Source organism: Leptolyngbya sp. GGD, assembly GCF_026735145.1.
GTDB classification, from domain to species: domain Bacteria; phylum Cyanobacteriota; class Cyanobacteriia; order Leptolyngbyales; family Leptolyngbyaceae; genus Leptolyngbya; species Leptolyngbya boryana.
Genome location: NZ_JAPQKE010000002.1, coordinates 135,803 through 154,454, shown reverse-complemented (window position 1 = coordinate 154,454; position 18,652 = coordinate 135,803). Strand labels below are relative to the sequence as shown.

At 47.8% G+C, this 18,652-nt stretch carries 11 protein-coding genes; 7 read left to right on the top strand and 4 right to left on the bottom strand.

Annotation, left to right across the window (positions count from 1 at the left end):
* Positions 1-125: 125 nt before the first annotated feature.
* The 5 genes from OU814_RS09730 (at position 126) to OU814_RS09710 (ending at position 9,608) form a co-directional block, all read left to right on the top strand.
* Positions 126-914 (top strand): pseudouridine synthase, encoded by a 789-nt coding sequence (locus tag OU814_RS09730; RefSeq protein WP_268182313.1) that lies wholly within the window; start codon positions 126-128, stop codon positions 912-914.
* Positions 911-1,702, top strand: a complete 792-nt coding sequence (locus OU814_RS09725) for a helix-turn-helix domain-containing protein (protein WP_017285740.1) — start codon at positions 911-913, stop codon at positions 1,700-1,702. Before OU814_RS09730 ends, OU814_RS09725 begins: the two co-directional genes overlap by 4 nt.
* 161 nt (positions 1,703-1,863) lie before the next feature.
* Positions 1,864-3,201, top strand: a complete 1,338-nt coding sequence (locus tag OU814_RS09720; RefSeq protein WP_268182310.1) for a UDP-N-acetylmuramoyl-tripeptide--D-alanyl-D-alanine ligase — start codon at positions 1,864-1,866, stop codon at positions 3,199-3,201.
* A 159-nt stretch (positions 3,202-3,360) separates the two neighbouring features.
* Complete coding sequence (locus OU814_RS09715) at positions 3,361-6,549, top strand: MFS transporter (protein ID WP_268182307.1); 3,189 nt, start codon at positions 3,361-3,363, stop codon at positions 6,547-6,549.
* Between the two features lie 200 nt (positions 6,550-6,749).
* Positions 6,750-9,608, top strand: coding sequence for a UPF0182 family protein (locus tag OU814_RS09710; protein ID WP_268182305.1), 2,859 nt, complete (start codon positions 6,750-6,752; stop codon positions 9,606-9,608).
* 11 nt (positions 9,609-9,619) lie between these two features.
* Here OU814_RS09710 and OU814_RS09705 read toward each other — a convergent pair whose 3' ends face one another.
* Positions 9,620-11,680, bottom strand: coding sequence for a recombinase family protein (locus OU814_RS09705; protein WP_268182302.1), 2,061 nt, complete (start codon positions 11,678-11,680; stop codon positions 9,620-9,622).
* Positions 11,681-11,845: 165 nt separating this feature from the next.
* On the opposite strand from OU814_RS09705, the gene OU814_RS09700 reads away from it, so the two are divergent.
* On the top strand, positions 11,846-13,312 hold the full coding sequence (locus tag OU814_RS09700; protein WP_017285735.1) for a proton extrusion protein PcxA: 1,467 nt from the start codon (positions 11,846-11,848) through the stop codon (positions 13,310-13,312).
* 89 nt (positions 13,313-13,401) lie between these two features.
* On the opposite strand, the gene OU814_RS09695 is transcribed toward OU814_RS09700, so the two are convergent.
* The gene (locus OU814_RS09695; protein ID WP_190650944.1) at positions 13,402-14,358 is read right to left on the bottom strand and encodes an RNA polymerase sigma factor, RpoD/SigA family; all 957 of its coding nucleotides are present in this window, start codon (positions 14,356-14,358) and stop codon (positions 13,402-13,404) included.
* A gap of 322 nt (positions 14,359-14,680) precedes the next feature.
* On the opposite strand from OU814_RS09695, the gene OU814_RS09690 reads away from it, so the two are divergent.
* Positions 14,681-14,830 (top strand): hypothetical protein, encoded by a 150-nt coding sequence (locus OU814_RS09690; protein WP_268182299.1) that lies wholly within the window; start codon positions 14,681-14,683, stop codon positions 14,828-14,830.
* A gap of 198 nt (positions 14,831-15,028) precedes the next feature.
* Here the strand turns inward: OU814_RS09690 and carB are convergent, their stop codons facing one another.
* Positions 15,029-18,265 carry a carbamoyl-phosphate synthase large subunit gene (gene carB / locus OU814_RS09685; RefSeq protein ID WP_017285733.1) on the bottom strand — a complete coding sequence of 1,079 codons (3,237 nt, stop codon included), beginning with the start codon at positions 18,263-18,265 and terminating at the stop codon, positions 15,029-15,031.
* A gap of 87 nt (positions 18,266-18,352) precedes the next feature.
* Positions 18,353-18,643 (bottom strand): protealysin inhibitor emfourin, encoded by a 291-nt coding sequence (locus tag OU814_RS09680; protein WP_268182296.1) that lies wholly within the window; start codon positions 18,641-18,643, stop codon positions 18,353-18,355.
* Positions 18,644-18,652: the final 9 nt, after the last annotated feature.

The following is an 18,652-nucleotide window of genomic DNA, read 5'->3' as shown; positions in this document are numbered from 1 at the left end:
TTCCGAACGATTCAATTCTTCCGCCATTTTACTGAATACAGGCTGATGTAATATTTGTACATATTAGTTTTGATGCACATAGTTACGGTGATGTTTCGGTATTACTCCTCTTGCCCAATCTTGTCATGACCGAAAGAGTACAAAAAATTCTTTCACAATGGGGAATCGCCTCCCGACGGCAGGCGGAACAGATGATTCTCGAAGGACGAGTTCGGCTGAATGGCGCGATCGCCGAATTGGGACAAAAAGCTGACCCTGACCTAGACCAAGTCGAAGTCGATGGGCAAGTGATTTACCCCCAAGATCGCCCCGAATTTCTCTATTTACTCCTCAATAAACCTGTAGGAGTGGTCACGACCTGCCACGATCCGCAAGACCGCCGTACTGTTCTTGAGCTTCTCCCTGAAGACTTAAGACAGGGGCAAGGTCTTCACCCGATAGGGCGGTTAGATGTAGAATCGACCGGAGCGCTTTTATTGACCAACGATGGCGCATTGACTCATTATCTGACTCATCCGCGCCATCACATTGCGAAAACCTATGATGTCGAAGTGGTGGGACAATTGTCTAGTTCCGCTCTGCGGCAATGGCGAGAAGGCGTAATGTTAGACGATCGAAAGACTTTGCCTGCAACTGTGAACATTCTAAACCGGAATTCCTCTGGTACACTATTGCGAGTTATCTTACGAGAAGGTCGAAATCGGCAAATTCGGCGCATTGCTGAGCAGTTAGGTTATCCTGTTGTTCGGCTTCACCGAATCGCGATTGGGGATGTTTTACTCCAGCCACCGAGCAAATCTACCTTGCGCCCAGGACAATATCGCTCACTCGAAAAGTTTGAAATTCGCTTGTTGAAGCAGGGAATGACCCTCCCAGAGAGGTTGCCAGCACAGATGAAGGAGCAGCGCAGATGAGACAGCAAACCCTCCAAACGAATCGAGAACAAGCCGAACGGCTCGCTGAATTGGGTGCTCGACTCCGCGATCGCCGTCAAGCACAAGAGATTCCCCTCGAACGGGTGGCAGGCACGACTTGTATTCAGCCCCGATTGTTACGTGCGATCGAACAGGGCAAGATTGACGAGTTGCCTGAGCCTGTTTATATCCATAGTTTTATCCGCCAATATGCCGATGCGATCGGGCTAAATGGTGTGCAATTTGCCAGCGAGTTTCCAACGACTGGTGTGATGGCACTCCCTCAGATCCGTGCGCCTTGGAGAAGTCTGCCCGGAGCACAGTTGCGCCCGGTGCATCTGTATCTGCTCTATCTGCTGCTGATTGTTGGGGCAGTGAATGGCTTATCGTATTTTCTCAATCGATCGGTTCAGTCGGCAGTGGCAACGATTGAGATGCAGAAGCCTCCCACGGTTCCGATGGGACCGATGTTCCCGGCGAAGCAGGAGACAGGGGCTAAGAAAGTTGCTCCATCCTCGAATAAGCCTGTGCGGGTTGGCATGACCTTGACTGCGGAGTCTTGGGTGCGAGTGACCGCAGATGACCAAGTTGCCTACGAAGGAGCGTTGCCGAAGGGGACGCAGCGGACTTGGACAGCAAACAAGCAGGTCGTGGTCACGGCAGGAGATGCAGGGAGCGTGATTGTTTCTTATAACGAGAGCGCGGGGCAGCCTTTAGGCTCACCGGGAGAGGTGGAAGAGAAAGTGTTTCCACCAACTCCGGCTATGGCAAATGCAAATCTGCCGTAGAGGGTAGAAAATTCGAGAGAAATGGGGTGAGTCTCGCCCCATTTTTTTTCGTCCCATGGTTTTTGGGAGTGGGGAGTGGGGGTAGCAGGAGCTTTCGATCCCCTCTAGGCAAGCGTAGCGCCAAGATGTAAACTCAATCCGTTAAACGCCAATTGATTCTCATGTCTTTCCACGCAACTCTAGAGCAGATTATTTCAGTCCTTGAGGCATCTTTTCAGAATTTACCTGATCGGTCATGCACGGCAACTTCCATCACAACAGATAGCCGTGCTGTCAAACCAGGTGAAATCTTTCTGGCATTACGTGGTGAGAAATTCGACGGACATGATTTTGTAGAATCCGCGATCGCGCAAGGGGCAATTGCCGCGATCGTGGATGCTCAATTTGATGCAGGTGATCTTCCTGTCCTGATCGTTCCAGATACCTTGGTTGCGTATCAAGCGATCGGGCATTGGTGGCGGACTCAATTTAAGATTCCAATTATTGCGATTACTGGGTCAGTTGGAAAGACGACGACAAAAGAATTGATTGCAGCAGTTTTATCGAAATACGGCAAAGTTCATAAGACGCAAGCAAATTACAACAATGAGATCGGAGTTCCAAAAACACTTTTAGAATTAAATCAAGATCATGATTTTGCAGTGATTGAAATGGGAATGAGAGCGCTCGGAGAAATTGCGCTGCTGTCTCAGATTGCAAGTCCTGATATTAGTGTGATTACCAATGTAGGAACAGCGCATATTGGAATTTTGGGATCGCGAGAAGCGATCGCTCAAGCCAAATGTGAGTTACTGGCTGAGATGCCGAAAGATTCAGTGGCAATTTTGAACTATGAAAATCTGCTTTTACTAGAAACAGCAAAAACAGTTTGGCAAGGCAAGTCCATCACTTACGGGCTGAGCGGTGGTGATGTGCAGGGACACTTGATCAATCCTGAAACTCTGAAAGTAGAGGATCTAGCGTTTCCTCTACCTTTGCTAGGAGAACACAATGCACTGAATTTTTTAGCAGCTTTGGCAGTGGTGAAAGCTTTGAATCTGGATGCATCGAAGCTGACCGAGGGAATTGAAGTTGATTTACCGAGCGGTCGAGCAAAACGCTATGAACTCTCAAACGATGTCGTCATTTTAGATGAGAGCTACAACGCTGGATTGGAGTCAATGCTAGCGTCTTTGAAATTGCTAGCACAGACCGAAGGAGAACGGAGAATTGCTGTGCTTGGAACCATGAAAGAACTGGGCGACTGGTCAATTCAATATCATCGGCAAGTTGGAGAACAAGTCAAGAATTTGAAACTCGATCGACTGTTGATTTTGGCTGATCCCGGGGAAGCTGAGGCAATGGCAACGGCAGCGGCTCCTGTTCTAGCCGAAAAGTTTGAAAATCACGAGGCAGTTGTTGCTCGACTGAATCAATTGATGCAATCAGGCGATCGCTTATTGTTTAAGGCTTCTAGAGCGGTAGGTCTCGATCGCGTCGTCGCTCAACTCCTCCCATAGGATCGACCTTCTCCTCCTTTCAGAAGACCCCCCCTCTCACCTGAGAAAGATGCTTAGAACCCGTACACTCAGCGATTCTAGCGTCAAAGGTAGTGTTTCAAAATTGCAGCCTCACTGACACAGATGTTGTGTTAGGCGAAGTCTGATGAGGGAATTTCTATGAGTCAAGTAACAAATTTAACATTGGAACTCGGTCAGAGTTTTCTGGCGCAGGTTCCGATCGACGGACGGGTGTCAACACCAGAGCAAGCTGCATTGGTGTTTTCAGGTCCTCGATTCTTTGTCGCTCTAATTTCAGGCATTGTATTAGCGTTTGCATTTCAATTACTGTTTACAAATCTTTCTGTCGCGGCTGGGATTTCGTATCTCGGACGATCTTCAGATGATGATGATCATCATGCTTCTGGCAATGGTGGCGGAACGATTCGCAAAATCGGATTCGCAGTGGGCATGTGGACGCTGATTACAGTGTCCATTTCATTGTTCATTGCTTGCTTATTAGCTGTGAAATTGAGCTTGTTGACCACTGCTAGTCTGGGTGCGATCATTGGTGTTGTCATCTGGGCTGCCTACTTTACCTTATTGGTTTGGGTCAGTTCGACGACAGTTGGATCATTGATCGGTTCTGTCGTTAATACGGCAACTTCAGGCTTCCAAGCGATCGTTGGAACTGCAACCGCAGCACTGGGAGCAAGAGCGGTGAATCAGCAGGTTGTTTCGACCGCTGAAGCCGCTGCCGCCGCCGTGCGACGAGAATTGGGATCTGGGCTTGATCCAGCAAGTGTGCGCGATTCATTAGAAGACTATCTAGAGCGGATTCGTCCGCAACAGTTGGATTTTCGCAATATTCGAGGCGAGTTGGAAAAGCTGGTGCACGACCCTGAACTCCAGAATATTGTTGGTTCAGGATCTCCAACCGATGTGATTGATCGATTGCGCAGTGTCGATCGCAATACGTTTGTGAATTTGATCAGCAACCGGACAGATCTCTCGAAAAGAGACGCGGCTCGATTGGTTGATCAATTAGATTCAGTTTGGAAAGACACGATCGGACGCTATCAACCTCGCCAAGACCCAACTCAAGAACTCGTTGAGTATCTGAAAACGGTTCAATCGGGGCAAGTCGATACGAATGAACTCAGTCGCCGCTTGGATCAACTGACTGAAGAAGTGCGCCGTCAAGGTCAAATCTTGCAGAACACTCAGCAAGATCAAGTTTCGGGAATGCGCGATACTTTATCTTCGCTAGCACAATCGAATAAAGCAGAGCAACCGAGCTTAGTTGATCGTGCGATGCAGTTCGGGTTCTCAACGTTGATGGGAACGGTCATGGGACGGACGGATCTCTCTGATCTCGATGTTGAAAAGATCATGGGACAGCTTCAAAGTGCAAGAGACAAGATTACTCAAGGCGCACAGAATGTCGCTGAGAAAGCAACTTCTGGCTTCAGTCCGATTAAAGCTGACGTTGAGAACTATCTGTTAAATAGCTATGCTTGGCACTTTAATCGTGAGACTTTAGAGACCGAATTTCGTGAAGTTCTCTATGATCCAGAAGCTGATCCGGCTGTGGTGAGACGCGAATTAGAACGCCTCAATCGTGGTGATTTTGTCAACCTGCTAACGCAACGCGGCGACTTACCTGTGGCACGAGTTGCGGAAATTGCCGATCAGCTTGAAGTCATTCGCTCAACTGTGCTGAGTACAGTTCAGCAGGCAGAAGAACAGTCCGAATCGACGGATCTCAGAAGTCGGGTTGAGCACTATCTGCGCAATACCAACAAAGATGAGTTGAATCCTGATGCGATCGAGCGTGAAGTTGCGCTTCTGCTCGATGATCCAGAGGCGGGTTATGACGCGCTGAGAACTCGGTTGAGCCATTTCGATCGCGATACTTTGGTGCAATTGCTCAGCCAACGGCAAGATCTCACGCCTGAGGAAGCGGATAACATTGTGGGTCGATTTGAATCGACACGCGATCGCGTGCTGAATTCTGCTCAAGACGTTCAGAACAGAGTGCGTTCTGAAGCAGAAGCCCTACGATTGAGAGTGGAATCTTACCTGCGCAATACAGATAAGAACGAATTGAATCCTGAAGGCATCAAGCGCGATTTCCGATTGTTGCTCGATGATCCACAGGCTGGAGCTTCGGCACTGCGAGGACGATTAAGCCAATTCGATCGCGATACCTTGGTGCAACTGCTCGGTCAGCGTCAAGACTTGACTCCTGAAGAAGCCGATCGCATCGTTCGCCAGCTTGAAGATGTTCGCCATAACATTCTTCATGCGCCTCAAATTGCCGTTAGTAAAGCGAAAGATCAAGTTGATAGTGTCACGACGACAATTGAAACTTATCTTCGTAATACGAATCTCTCTGAGCTTGATCCAGAAGGGATTAAGCGCGATTTGACGATATTACTCAATGATCCGAAAACAGGCGCATATCGCTTAGGTCGGCGATTATCGCAAGTGGATCGAGACACGATCGTCAAACTGCTTGCTCAGCGCCCTGATTTAACAGAAGAACAAGCAAACCGCATGGTCGATCAAGTTCAAACTTCGATTCGTAGCATCGTGCGTGCTCCTCGTCGCTTAGCTTCTCGAACTCAGCATCGCGTGCAAGACTTCCAATCGACCTTTGAGAACTATCTGCGGAACACGGACAAAGAAGAACTCAATCCTGATGGAATTAAGCGCGATTTAACGATTTTGCTGAGAGATCCGAGAACTGGATTCGGTCTGCTCGGAGATCGCTTATCTCACATCGATCGTGCAACGATGATTGCGTTGCTCGCGCAGCGTCAGGACATGACCGAGGAAGAAGCCAGCCGCGTGGTTGATCAAGTCCTCTCGGTTCGTGATCAATTCACCGCTCAGATTCAAGCGATTCAAACGCGGATTCAGAGCGTGATTGATGGCATTCTCAATCGCATTCGGGATTACCTGAATTCGATGGATCGCCCCGAATTGAACTATGACGGCATCAGCGATGATCTCCGCACCTTGTTCCACGATCCGAAGGCAGGTTTTGAGGCATTGCGAGATCGCTTAGGCAGCTTTAATCGCGATACGCTCGTCGCCTTGCTGTCTTCCCGCGATGACATTTCCGAAGCCGAGGCGAATCGGATTATCGATCGCGTTGAAAATACTCGGAATACGGTTTTACGCCGAGCTGAGCGGTTCCAGACCGAAGCTCAAATGCGGTTAGAAGAAGTGAAACGCCAAGCGCAAAAACAGGCTGAAGAAACCCGCAAAGCCGCAGAAACAGCAGCTTGGTGGTTGTTCGGCACAGCTCTTGTTTCAGCAGGTGCATCAGCCTTAGCAGGTGCGATCGCCGTTGGCATCTAAGTATTGAGATGAACTCTCTCTAATTAGCTCCTATCCCCAAATTGCCATCGCGCAGTTTGGGGATAGCTATAGATTCAGAGTTGAAATGGGTTCTCCAGTCCTAAATCAGATCGCTACATATCTTGACCCTACATTTCTCTGTAACCCTGCCATCAGTGCTAGGCTTAGTCATGCTTTCTTTTGATTAACCCTCAGTCACCGTGTTCAAACAGATTTTCTTGCGATTTCTGATTCTGTGCTTCGGAGGATGGATTCTTCTGGATGTCATAGCGCGCTTCGGAGCAGAACTTCTCTGGTTTCAGGAAGTCAGCTATCTCCCAGTCTTTCTGCTCCGACTTACGACTCAAGGATTACTGTGGCTTGGGGTGACAGCTATTACGATCGCATATTTTCGCTGGAATCTGAAACGAGCCAATCAACTCAAACATCCATCTCCTCAAGCGGATACCCTCGAACTTCGCAAACCTCCGCTCTCGATTCTGCCCCTGCGCTTAAGAACCCTGTTGCCGCTCACATTCGGACTCAGTTTGCTGCTTGCGTTAATCCTCATTCACTACGGGCAAATCGCAGTGCAGTACTGGCAGATTGGAGAGGTCAACCTACCAATGCCCATTTCGATGTTTAATCTCTTCGCAATTTGGCAAGTTGGACAGCAGATTAGTACACAGGTAGGGTATACATCTGGAGCAATTTTGGCAGCGATCGCTGTACTCGTCTATCCGCAGTTTACATTGAGTGCGATCGCAGTTGTTTTTGCGGCTCTGCTCGGATTTATTGCTGCACAACACTGGGCAACGGTCTTACAGTATCTTCAACCCACGGCATTTAATGCAACTGAACCGCTATTCAATCGCGACATCGGATTTTATATTTTCACACTGCCTTTTATTGAGCTTTTAGTTCTTTGGTGGATTGGACTTACACTCTATGGATTTATTGCTGTTGCTTTAACTTATCTCACATCTGGACATAGTTTAAGTGAAGGTAGATTTCTTGGATTTTCGCCTCCACAGCAACGTCATCTGTTCGGTGTGAGTGCTGGAGTGATTGGAACAATCACAATTGGCTATTGGCTCAGTTGCTATGAATTGCTATATTCCAGAAGAGGCGCATCTTTCGGAGCTAGCTATACCGATGTCGTCGCCCAACTCCCGGCTTATATTGTCCTAGGAACAACTGCGAGTGTAATTGCACTTTACCTTTTGGGACGCTGTATCTTTTGGCAGCCCCAATCCAAACGGCGGCGTTGGGTTGGAATTGGCTTAGTGGTGTATGGAGTATTAGCGATCGCAGGGATTTTCATTCCTGAACTTGTGCAATCGGTGGCAGTTCAGCCGAATGAACTGGTTCGAGAGCGTCCCTATATCGAGCGAACGATCGCGCTAACTCGGCAAGCGTTTGGCTTGAATGATATTGATATTCAAACGTTTAACCCACAGGGACAGTTGAGTGAAGCGGATCTGCGGAACAATCCTCTCACGATTCGCAATATTCGCCTTTGGGATCAACGCCCACTTTTAGACACAAACCGTCAGCTTCAGCAGATCCGGCTGTACTACCGATTTCCAGATGCAGACATCGATCGCTATACCCTACGGACAGAACCCACTGCGCCGCGAGAACAGCGGCAAGTCCTGATTGCTGCGAGAGAATTAGATTACAACGCGGTGCCGCAAGAAGCTCAAACTTGGGTAAATCGCCATTTAATCTATACTCATGGCTATGGCTTTACGGTCAGTCCAGTAAATACCGTAGCTGCTGGAGGACTTCCCGAATACTTTGTTAGAGATATTGGCAATGAGGGAGAAGGGGCGCTAGTCACGTCAAGTCCATCGATTCGAGAAAGTATTCCGATCGAACGACCTCGTATCTACTATGGCGAAATTACAGATCCTTATGTCATGACGGGAACTCGCCAACGAGAGCTAGATTTTCCGAGCGGAAGCGACAATACCTATAATTCCTATGATGGACGCGGCGGAATTGCATTAAATTCGCTCTGGCAACGGGCATTGTTTGCCGTATATCTCAAAGATTGGCGAGTCCTTGTCACGCGAGAATTTACCCCACAGACCAAACTCCTGTTTCGCCGAAATATCAATCAGCGAATTCGAGAGATCGCACCTTTTTTGATGTACGATCGCGATCCTTACTTAGTTGCTGCTGATAGTAGCACTGCTCCGGCTCAGAACAATCTTTACTGGATTGTTGATGCTTACACCACGAGCAATCACTATCCTTATTCCGACCTAGTAGAAGGAATCAATTACATTCGGAATTCTGTGAAAGTTGTGATTGATGCTTATCACGGATTTGTTACCTTCTATGTCGCCGATCCCACTGATCCGATGATTCAAACTTGGTCTAGGATTTTTCCCAGTTTATTTAAGCCATTGAGCGCGATGCCAGCAGCACTCCGGCAACATATTCGCTATCCTGTTGACTTCTTCAATTTGCAATCCGATCGCTTGATGACCTATCACATGACTGATCCGCAAGTGTTCTACAATCGAGAGGATCAATGGCAAATTCCGAATGAAGTGTACGGCAGCGAAACGCGCCCTGTTGAGCCGTACTATCTGATTACGAGTTTACCAAATGTTCCATTTGAAGAGTTTATTTTACTGCTTCCCTATACTCCTCGCCAGCGAACAAATTTAGTCGCTTGGTTAGCAGCCCGTGCTGATGGTGAAAATTATGGTCGCTTGCTACTCTATACCTTTCCGAAAGAGCGGCTAATTTTTGGAACTGAACAGATTGAAGCCCGAATTAATCAAGATCCAGTCATCTCTCAGCAAATCTCTCTATGGAACCGCCAAGGCTCAAAAGCAATTCAAGGGAACTTACTAGTTATTCCGATCGAACAATCGCTGCTGTATGTTGAACCACTTTATCTAGAAGCTGATCAAAACAGTTTACCGACCTTAGTCCGAGTGATTGTTGCTTATGAAAATCGCATTGTGATGGCTGAAACCTTAGAGCAAGCTTTGCAGGCTATTTTCCGGGACGAACCCACGCCTGAACCGATCGTTCGTCCCGTTGAAGCACCTACGCCCTAGTCGAAGATAACTTAACTTAAAGGAATCGCTGCATTCACAAGCGTCGTCAACACTCCGGTTTGTTCTTGTCCGCTCGTCGAAAGGTCGCTGTAGCACAAGAATAAGCGCTCCTCAGCACGGGCTAGTAGATCGAGTAAAATGCGTCGTAATCGTTGTTCATTCATCATCTGAGTATCTTCTACATCCCAGACTCGCCCTGGCCAATCTTGCAAAAATAATGGAGCCGCAAATAGTGAATCGACTCCACTTAACCAACGTGACGAGCCTGCATCTAGCCAAAACTGCCACCGATGCGATCGCCGAGTGGAACGATATTGAAACACAGTTGCCAATGTCACCGCATTCGGCTCAATCAACCGGACTGGGAATGGATTTGCAGTGACCGCTCCACTTCTGAGCAGTTGAATAAAATTTCGCACCGTCAGCGATTGAGGTGCATCACTGAGATCGCTCCGGCGCAATCGATCGTCTACTTCCCAATAATGCTGAGCCGTCTCGATCAATTCTCGCAGTCCAGCCAGTTGATCAAAAGGCAGATGACTTCCCCCAAAAAAGAATCGCTGAATTGCTCGATCGAGCATGACGACCGGGCTAGCAATCAAACGATGGTCTAACTGCGATCGCTGTGACTCAATCCAGCGCACAATTCCCTCATACGCTTCAGAGGCTTGATACCCTAAACGATCCCAGCGAGGAAACGTATTTGCAGCAAGTAAACGCGGTTGGTCTGGATGTGGCTCGAAACAATGATCAGCAAGTAATCCAGCCCGAACCGGATCAATCACATAGGTTGTTGTCAATTCAGTTTTTTGACTGAGAATCACCAGCATTTCAGCGATCGTATCGCGGTTCGTCGCTCTGCCTAAGCCTGGATAGATCAGCGTCAGTAAAGTGAGCAGCGATCGCACAATCGGGCTACTGGCTAAAGGGCGCTGATCGTTGAGTAACTCGACTGGTATATTTTGGCGGGTCAGAATTTCTCGTAACGCATAGCGAGAAATCGGATCAATCCCAGGCCCAATTAAAGCAATCTCGCGCGGTTCGACTTGCCCGGATTGCACGCCTTTAATGATCACTTCTGCGGTGTGGCGAATCAATTGTGCCTGAGTTGTGGTCTGAAGCGTTTGAATCGACTCTGGCAAACTCGCAAAAAAGATCGGATCACTAACGAGATCTAAAATCGATTCTCCTAATTGATCGATCAAACAAGGATGAGTACGATCGCTCAGTTCCACGACTGTACAGCGATCGCTTAACTGTGCTAAGTAAGCTGGATCGGCTCCTAAGCCTAATCGCACCGCTCCATTCGGGTTAAAGCTAAACGCGCAAGGGATGTTTCGATCAAGCAAAAAATCAAACAGCGATCGCACAATTGCCGGATACTCATCGAGATCATCTGCGACGACCGCCTGAAACCGCTCTAACAAATGCTGCTGATATACCGGATCATGGAGTAAATAACGCCCGTACAAATCTGTGATCACGCTATAAGTCAACAATCCCCGCCGCAAGCACCAGGCTCGCCAACGCTGCATCATTTCCCCAATTGTTTCTGGCGACAAAGCTAATTCTGAAATTTTTCCTTCAACTTTTAGTAAGCCTTGATTGAGCAATGCTGGAATTTCTTCGATCGACAAACCACTTAAGGCTGCAAGCTGCATCAAATCTAGAACTCGCCGCACTAATCTAGCTTCAGGAATGCCAGCTTCAGCGATTGCGTGATCTAATTCCACTCGCCAAAGTTTGGTCGCGAGTTCTTGCTCATTCTCAGGGCGCAACCTTAGCGGAAACTGAGCTTTTAGATCTAAGCGTTGCACCAGCAAAGCCCAAAAAAGCGTCACTTCATCCTCAAAGAATCCGAGCGGCGTTGTCGCGCGAAACGGAAATTTTCCTTGCGTTGCTTCGCTAATGCGATCGCTCAATGCCAGACGATTATCTCCGATCGCTGCCAGCACTAAAATTCCAGAGCGCTTCATTTTCATCCATTCGCAAGCTTGTGCCACCAATCGATCTGTTTTGCCGCTGCGAGTGGCTCCTGTAATCCAGACAGATTGAACTGTTTGCTTTTGCACGGAATCGCCTCAACACAATTTGCTAGGATGTTGCTCACCTTTAATGATAAAGATGTTCTTGTATTCTAGATCTTCTGAAAAAGCAGTTTTAGAATAGAGCGATCATTGCAGTTTGCCTCTGCTTCTCCACTGATGTTTGATCTTGCACTTGCTACGTCTTGAGCTATGAACAATAATTCGCTGTTGTCACAATTGAGAAACTACGTTCGGCGTGCTGAACAATGGTATCTTGAAACCCCAGATCGAGCGCTAGATCAGGCTTATGATGCGGCTCTTAAAATTAGAGCGATCGAGAATGAGCATTTCGGCGGACAGAAAATTTCGCCTCGTGCGACTCAGCTTCGAGGGAATGCACTCGCTTATTTTGAAAAAGATTTGCAGAAGTATCTGCGAAACATTCGGATGAGATTGACCGAGTTTCATCGCAGTCGTTCAGCCTTGGCGATTACCAATCCCAATCAAACGGCGGATACATTACGGACGATCGAAACTACTGAGGTAGGAACTGATCGATTTGTGCCGACTGTCCAGGATAAACCCTCCATCACGCTCGAAAAGCTGCGATTTATTGATGAAGTGTTGATGCGATATGCAGAGGAGCAACTGACGTTAGAAGCAGTTTCAGCTTCGATGCTTGCAGTTGAAATGAATGGAAGTCCCGATAAAACAACCAAACCTGACAAAAAGAATTCTGACCCCAATCTTACCGTTGCGGATACTCAAAACGTTCCAGCGAATGCAGCCGAAAAGTCCGAAGATTTTGAAAGCCTTTCTGATAAAACTGGGTTACTGCCTCGATCGATTCTCACGACGCTCAATCGGCTGAGGCGAGATCTCGATCCCAAATCCGAAGCCGAAGTGCTACAAAATTACAGAGTTTCAAAGGTCAAAACTTTATTAGCAGTTCGATTCGTTCTCATTTTGATTTTGGTGCCGTTGCTCGTGCAGCAAGGGGTTCGCAATATTGCATTATCGAACTATCTGATTCCGGGTGCGTGGATTACGCAGAATTTCAAAGTTGAAAACCCCGATCGTATTTTTCTCAATGGCGAAATGGCAGAGGAAGCTCTGAGAGAATTGCAGGGCTTCGAGGAACGTCTGAAATTTGAAAATCTGCTCAGAGAGACGTTTGAACGAGAAACCTTGCCTGCTGAAGAACGCGAAGCCAGAGTCAAAGAGCGATCAGAACAAGTTGAGGTGCGAGTTCGAGAAAAAGCGACTGAAATTGCAGCCAGTTTTTCGACTCAAAGTGCGAATGCAATTAAAAATTGGATTGCTGATATCGCAGGCACGATCGCATTTGTCTTAATTTTGCTGAATGGTAAACGCGAGATCGACATTCTCAAATCGTTTATGGATGAGACGGTTTACGGACTCAGTGACAGTGCTAAGGCATTTATCATCATTTTGTTTACCGATGTCTTTGTCGGCTTTCACTCTCCCCACGGGTGGGAAATCATTCTTGAAAGCGTTTCAAAACATTTCGGCTTACCTGCTAATCGCGATTTCATTTTCTTATTTATCGCAACGTTCCCAGTGATTCTAGATACGATTTTCAAGTATTGGATTTTCCGGTATCTAAATCGTGTCTCACCTTCTGCGGTGGCGACATATCGGGAGATGAATGAGTAGAGGAGTAGAGGGGTAGGGAGTGGGGAGAAACGCTCTTACCTTCAATGAAAACTCGAAAGGCTTTTCCTACTCCCCACTCCCCAATTTTTCTAGCTCGCCAAATACTCCCCCATATCCCCTTTCCGCTTCCGCAATTTCGTCAACGCTTCGCGCTCAATCTGACGGACTCGCTCTCGGCTAATATTTAAGCGATCGCCAATTTTCGCCAGGGTCAACGCCTTGCCATCTTCTAAGCCAAAACGTAACGCTAAGACTTCACGTTGCTGCGGAGTCAAATCTGACATCAACGCATCTAAATCTAGCTTTAGCGAAGTCTGTGCTGTAAATTCTTCGGGCGACATGCCTGGATCTTCTAGCAGTTCCCCTAATTCTGTATCCTGATTATCCCCAACTCGCAGATCGAGCGATAAGGGTACTCGTGCGCGTTCTAGATAATCGCGAATTTGTGCGATCGGCAATTCTAATTCGGTGGCGAGTTCTCCTAGCGTTGCTGCTCGACCTAAGCGTTGAGACAGGCTACGCTGTGCTTTTTTAATCTTATTGAGCTTCTCGGTAATATGAATCGGTAAGCGAATCGTTCGCCCCTTTTCTGCGATCGCTCGGGTAATTGCCTGCCGAATCCACCAGTACGCATAGGTTGAGAATCGATAGCCTTTGGTGGGATCAAATTTTTCGACCCCCCGCTGCATCCCAATCGTTCCTTCTTGGATTAAATCCATCAGTTCGACATTGCGCTTGGTATACTTCTTCGCCACAGAGACGACTAACCGCAAATTTGCCTCAACCATGCGACGTTTTGCGAGTTCTCCCTCCGCTAAAATCTGTCGCAACTCGGTTTCTGAAACTTCAGCCGCCTGTGCCCAAGTCGCGTCATCAGGGCTTGTCCCTAACTTCTCGATTAAGGCATTTTTGACCGAATTGACGATCGCCAATCGCTGTACCTGTTTTCCATAGAGCACTTCTTGTTCATGGGTCAGCAGTGGGACGCGACCAATTTCGCGGAGATAAGCACGGACGGAATCAGTTGGAGTCTGAGCGGTTTTCATATCAAGATCAGAAAGCGATGGGTGTGGGCAATTGGGTGAAATGTCAGACGCTCGAACGCGCGTAAATTCAGAAATCTAAATGAAGGTGGACACGGCTAGAAAGTGGTTGCTATGAAGTGCGCTAAGCTTAGGCTGAAAACAGCCTCGCTAGGAAATGGTTACATAGCCATGTGTCAAAGACATGGCGAAAACTCGTAAACTCTGTGTGCCGCTTTTGACCTTTATTAGATTTGTCTAGGTGAATGGTTATATTAAGATTATCTCTTATTGTGTTAAGTCTTGTAAAGTTACTGAGAAAAAAATCTTGCTAAAGGAGGATTAGATGCCAATCGGCTCAGCGAAGCACGCCTTAGCCAATACGGTATCAGAAACGAACTTTACGAATGTCTTATCTGTAACAGAATTGAGGAGTTTAGCCAAGTTTCTGCCCTCGATCGAATATGACAATCTGACTGAGGAAACCTTTAAATAATATTAAGAGCACAGTTGAGAAATGAAGGGCGATCGCGGTTAGATTTATATCCGGGTTTGCCGCAAATCGTTATATAGGCATACGCGATCGCTCTTAGAATAGGCATCTATCTTTTGGCAGAAGATTAGAGTGGGGAGGTTAAAAAATCGTATCAAGCCTAATGGCTTTCTATTCCCCCCTTCCCCGCTCTCTTCTCGCTCATCGACGTAAATAATCCTGCAAAGCCGTTACAGTCAAAGCCTCAGCCTGCATTGATCGAATCGCTGCTGCTGTCGCTTTTGCCCCTGCGATCGTGGTAATCATTGGAATCTTGTACGTCAATGCTGTTCGTCGGATTAAGCGATCGTCTTCGTGCGCCTCTTGTCCTGCAGGAGTATTGATAATCAACTGAATCTGCTCATTTTTGATAGAGTCCAGTACATGCGGTCTGCCTTCATGCAGTTTGAGTACGAGTTCGACATCTAGCCCATGTTCTTTTAGCGTTTTGCAAGTTCCAGCAGTTGCAACGACTTTAAAGCCAAGCTCCATCAACTCTTTGACTGCCGGAACAACTGCTGTTTTTTCACGATCGTTCATCGACACAAACACGGTGCCTTGACGCGGCAAACGCTGACTGGCAGCGAGTTCTGCTTTGGCATAGGCTTTCCCAAAATCAGAATCGATCCCCATAACTTCGCCCGTCGATCGCATTTCTGGACCCAAAATTGTATCGGTTCCAGGGAATTTCTCGAAGGGGAGAACGGCTTCTTTGACTGAGATGTGCTGTGGAATGATTTCCTGCGTAAAGTTCAAATCAGCCAGGGTTTTGCCGGACATGATTCGCGCTGCCATTTTTGCCAGTGGCACCCCGATCGCTTTCGACACAAACGGCACCGTTCGAGAGGCGCGCGGATTTGCTTCAATGATATAGACTTGATCCCCTTGCACCGCAAACTGAATGTTCATCAAGCCAACCACTTTCAAGGCTTTCGCAAGTTGAACTGTCCAAGTCCGAATCTGATCGAGAACGGCTGGTTTTAAAGTGACAGGTGGGATCGAACAGGCTGAGTCTCCAGAGTGAATTCCAGCTTGTTCGATGTGTTCCATAATGCCCCCAATCACGACATGACCGGTCTGATCGGTGATTGCATCCACATCGACTTCGATCGCATTTTCGAGAAACCGATCAACCAAAATCGGATGATCCGGCTCCACTTGAACTGCATACGTCATGTACCGTTCTAACTCAGTGTCCGAGTAAACGATCTCCATCGCTCGCCCACCTAAGACGTAGCTTGGGCGCACGACGACCGGATAACCAATCTCACGCGCAACTTTCTTCGCACCGGAATAATCCCGTGCAAGCCCGTTTGCAGGTTGTTGAATGTTCAACTCGCGCAGGATTTGTTCAAAGCGTTCGCGGTCTTCAGCCGTGTCGATCGAGTCCGGCGACGTTCCCCAAATTTTGGTCGAAACTGTGCCTTGTTTGAGGAATGCAGCGAGGGGAACCGCTAATTTCAAAGGCGTTTGTCCTCCGAATTGAATAATCACCCCTTCCGGCTGTTCCATTTCGATGATGTTCAACACATCTTCTTTGGTCAGCGGCTCGAAATATAAGCGATCGCTGGTGTCGTAGTCGGTCGAAACGGTTTCAGGGTTGGAATTGACCATAATGGTTTCAAACCCGTCTTCTCGCAACGCAAAAGACGCATGACAACAGCAATAATCGAACTCGATCCCCTGTCCGATGCGGTTCGGCCCGCCTCCTAAAATCATCACTTTCCGTCGAGTTGAGGGGGCAACCTCATTCTCTGCATCGTAGGTAGAGTAGTAGTAGGGAGTGAAGGCTTCAAATTCAGCTGCGCAAGTATCGACGGTTTTGTAAACCGGAGTCACATTCAAGGATTTGCGGTAAGCCCGAACTTCGTCTTCAGTCGATTTTGTAGCATACGCAATTTGACGATCGCTAAACCCTTGTTGCTTAATCGCAAGCATTTTCTCTTGCGTCAACTCTTTGAGCGTCAACCGCTTCAGGGTTTTCTCAGTTTCAAGCAAGTCAGACAACTTATCGAGAAACCAGGGATCAATGTTCGTCAATTCATAGATTTCATCGTTCTGCATTCCCATCAGCATGGCATGACGCACGGTGAAAATTCGATCGGGATTCGGCGTTCTCAATCCGGCGCGAATTTGTTCTAAGCTCGGCAGTTTTTCCGGCTTATCACAGCCCCAACCTGCGCGACCCGTTTCGAGCGATCGCAACGCTTTCTGAAACGATTCTTGGAAGGTTCGACCCATTGCCATTGCCTCACCCACCGACTTCATTTGCGTCGTCAAATACGGTTGAGATCCTGGGAATTTCTCAAAGGCAAAGCGGGGGATTTTGGTGACGACATAATCGATCGTCGGCTCAAAACTCGCAGGGGTTTTCTTGGTAATGTCATTCGGAATTTCATCCAGGGAATATCCGACAGCGAGTTTGGCTGCCATTTTTGCGATCGGAAATCCTGTCGCTTTAGAAGCCAATGCCGAACTACGAGAAACGCGCGGATTCATTTCAATCACAACGACTTCACCCGTCACCGGATTGACTGCGAATTGAATGTTTGATCCGCCTGTTTCGACTCCAATCTCGCGAATAATTTTGATCGAGGCATCTCTGAGCCGTTGATATTCTTTATCAGTCAAGGTCTGAGCCGGGGCAACGGTGATCGAATCTCCGGTATGAATCCCCATCGGATCTAAGTTTTCGATCGAGCAAATAATCACCACGTTGTCGGCGAGATCGCGCATGACTTCGAGTTCATACTCTTTCCAACCGAGCAGCGATTTTTCGATGAGAATCTGCGAAACCGGACTTGCATCCAGCCCCGACTGAGCAATTTCCTCGAATTCTTGCTGGTTATAGGCGATGCCGCCGCCTGATCCGCCGAGTGTGAACGCAGGACGAATAATCAGGGGATATGATCCAATCTGATGCCCGATCACTTTTGCTTCTTCGAGCGTTTCTGCGAGTCCGGATGGGCAGACCCCGACTCCGATCCGCTCCATTGCTTCTTTGAACAATTTGCGATCTTCCGCCATCTCGATCGCAGGTAACTTTGCTCCGATCAATTCGACGTTATATTTCTCCAACACGCCACTTTTTGCCAGCGAGACGGCAAGATTGAGCGCAGTCTGACCGCCCATCGTCGGCAATAGTGCATCCGGGCGTTCTTTAATAATGATTTGCTCGACTAACTCAGGAGTCAGGGGTTCAATATAAGTGCGATCGGCGGTTTCGGGATCGGTCATAATTGTCGCCGGATTTGAGTTCACTAGAACCACCTCAAATCCTTCGTCTCGCAGTGCTTTACAGGCTTGAGTCCCAGAGTAATCAAACTCGGAGGCTTGCCCGATGACGATCGGACCGGAACCAATGAGCAAAATTTTGTGCAGATCTTGGCGACGGGGCATAGTAAATTTACGCTCTTCTTTCTAAATCCAAACCATTCTAGAGGCTTTCGATTCGATTTCTGTACTGCCTTTATCTAATCCCAAGGATCAGTGCGCTTTTTCTTGTACCCATGCCATTAATGGACGCAATTGGGCAGGCATATTCGTCTCACTAACTTGGATCGTGTGCGATCGTTCATCAGTTTCGATCGATAACTGATATCCAAACCGATCGGGCTGAGGAGCGCGATCGATGACCGAATTCAGTTGAAAAAAATCTGCGTCTTTGACTAATTGTTCTAGTTCTTGCGCTTCAGACAGGGAAAGATCCTGAGTATCGATGGTTCTCATGATCATTAACCCCGCGAACCCGCCACTCTGCTCTAGCGTGACTTTCATCTTTCCCTC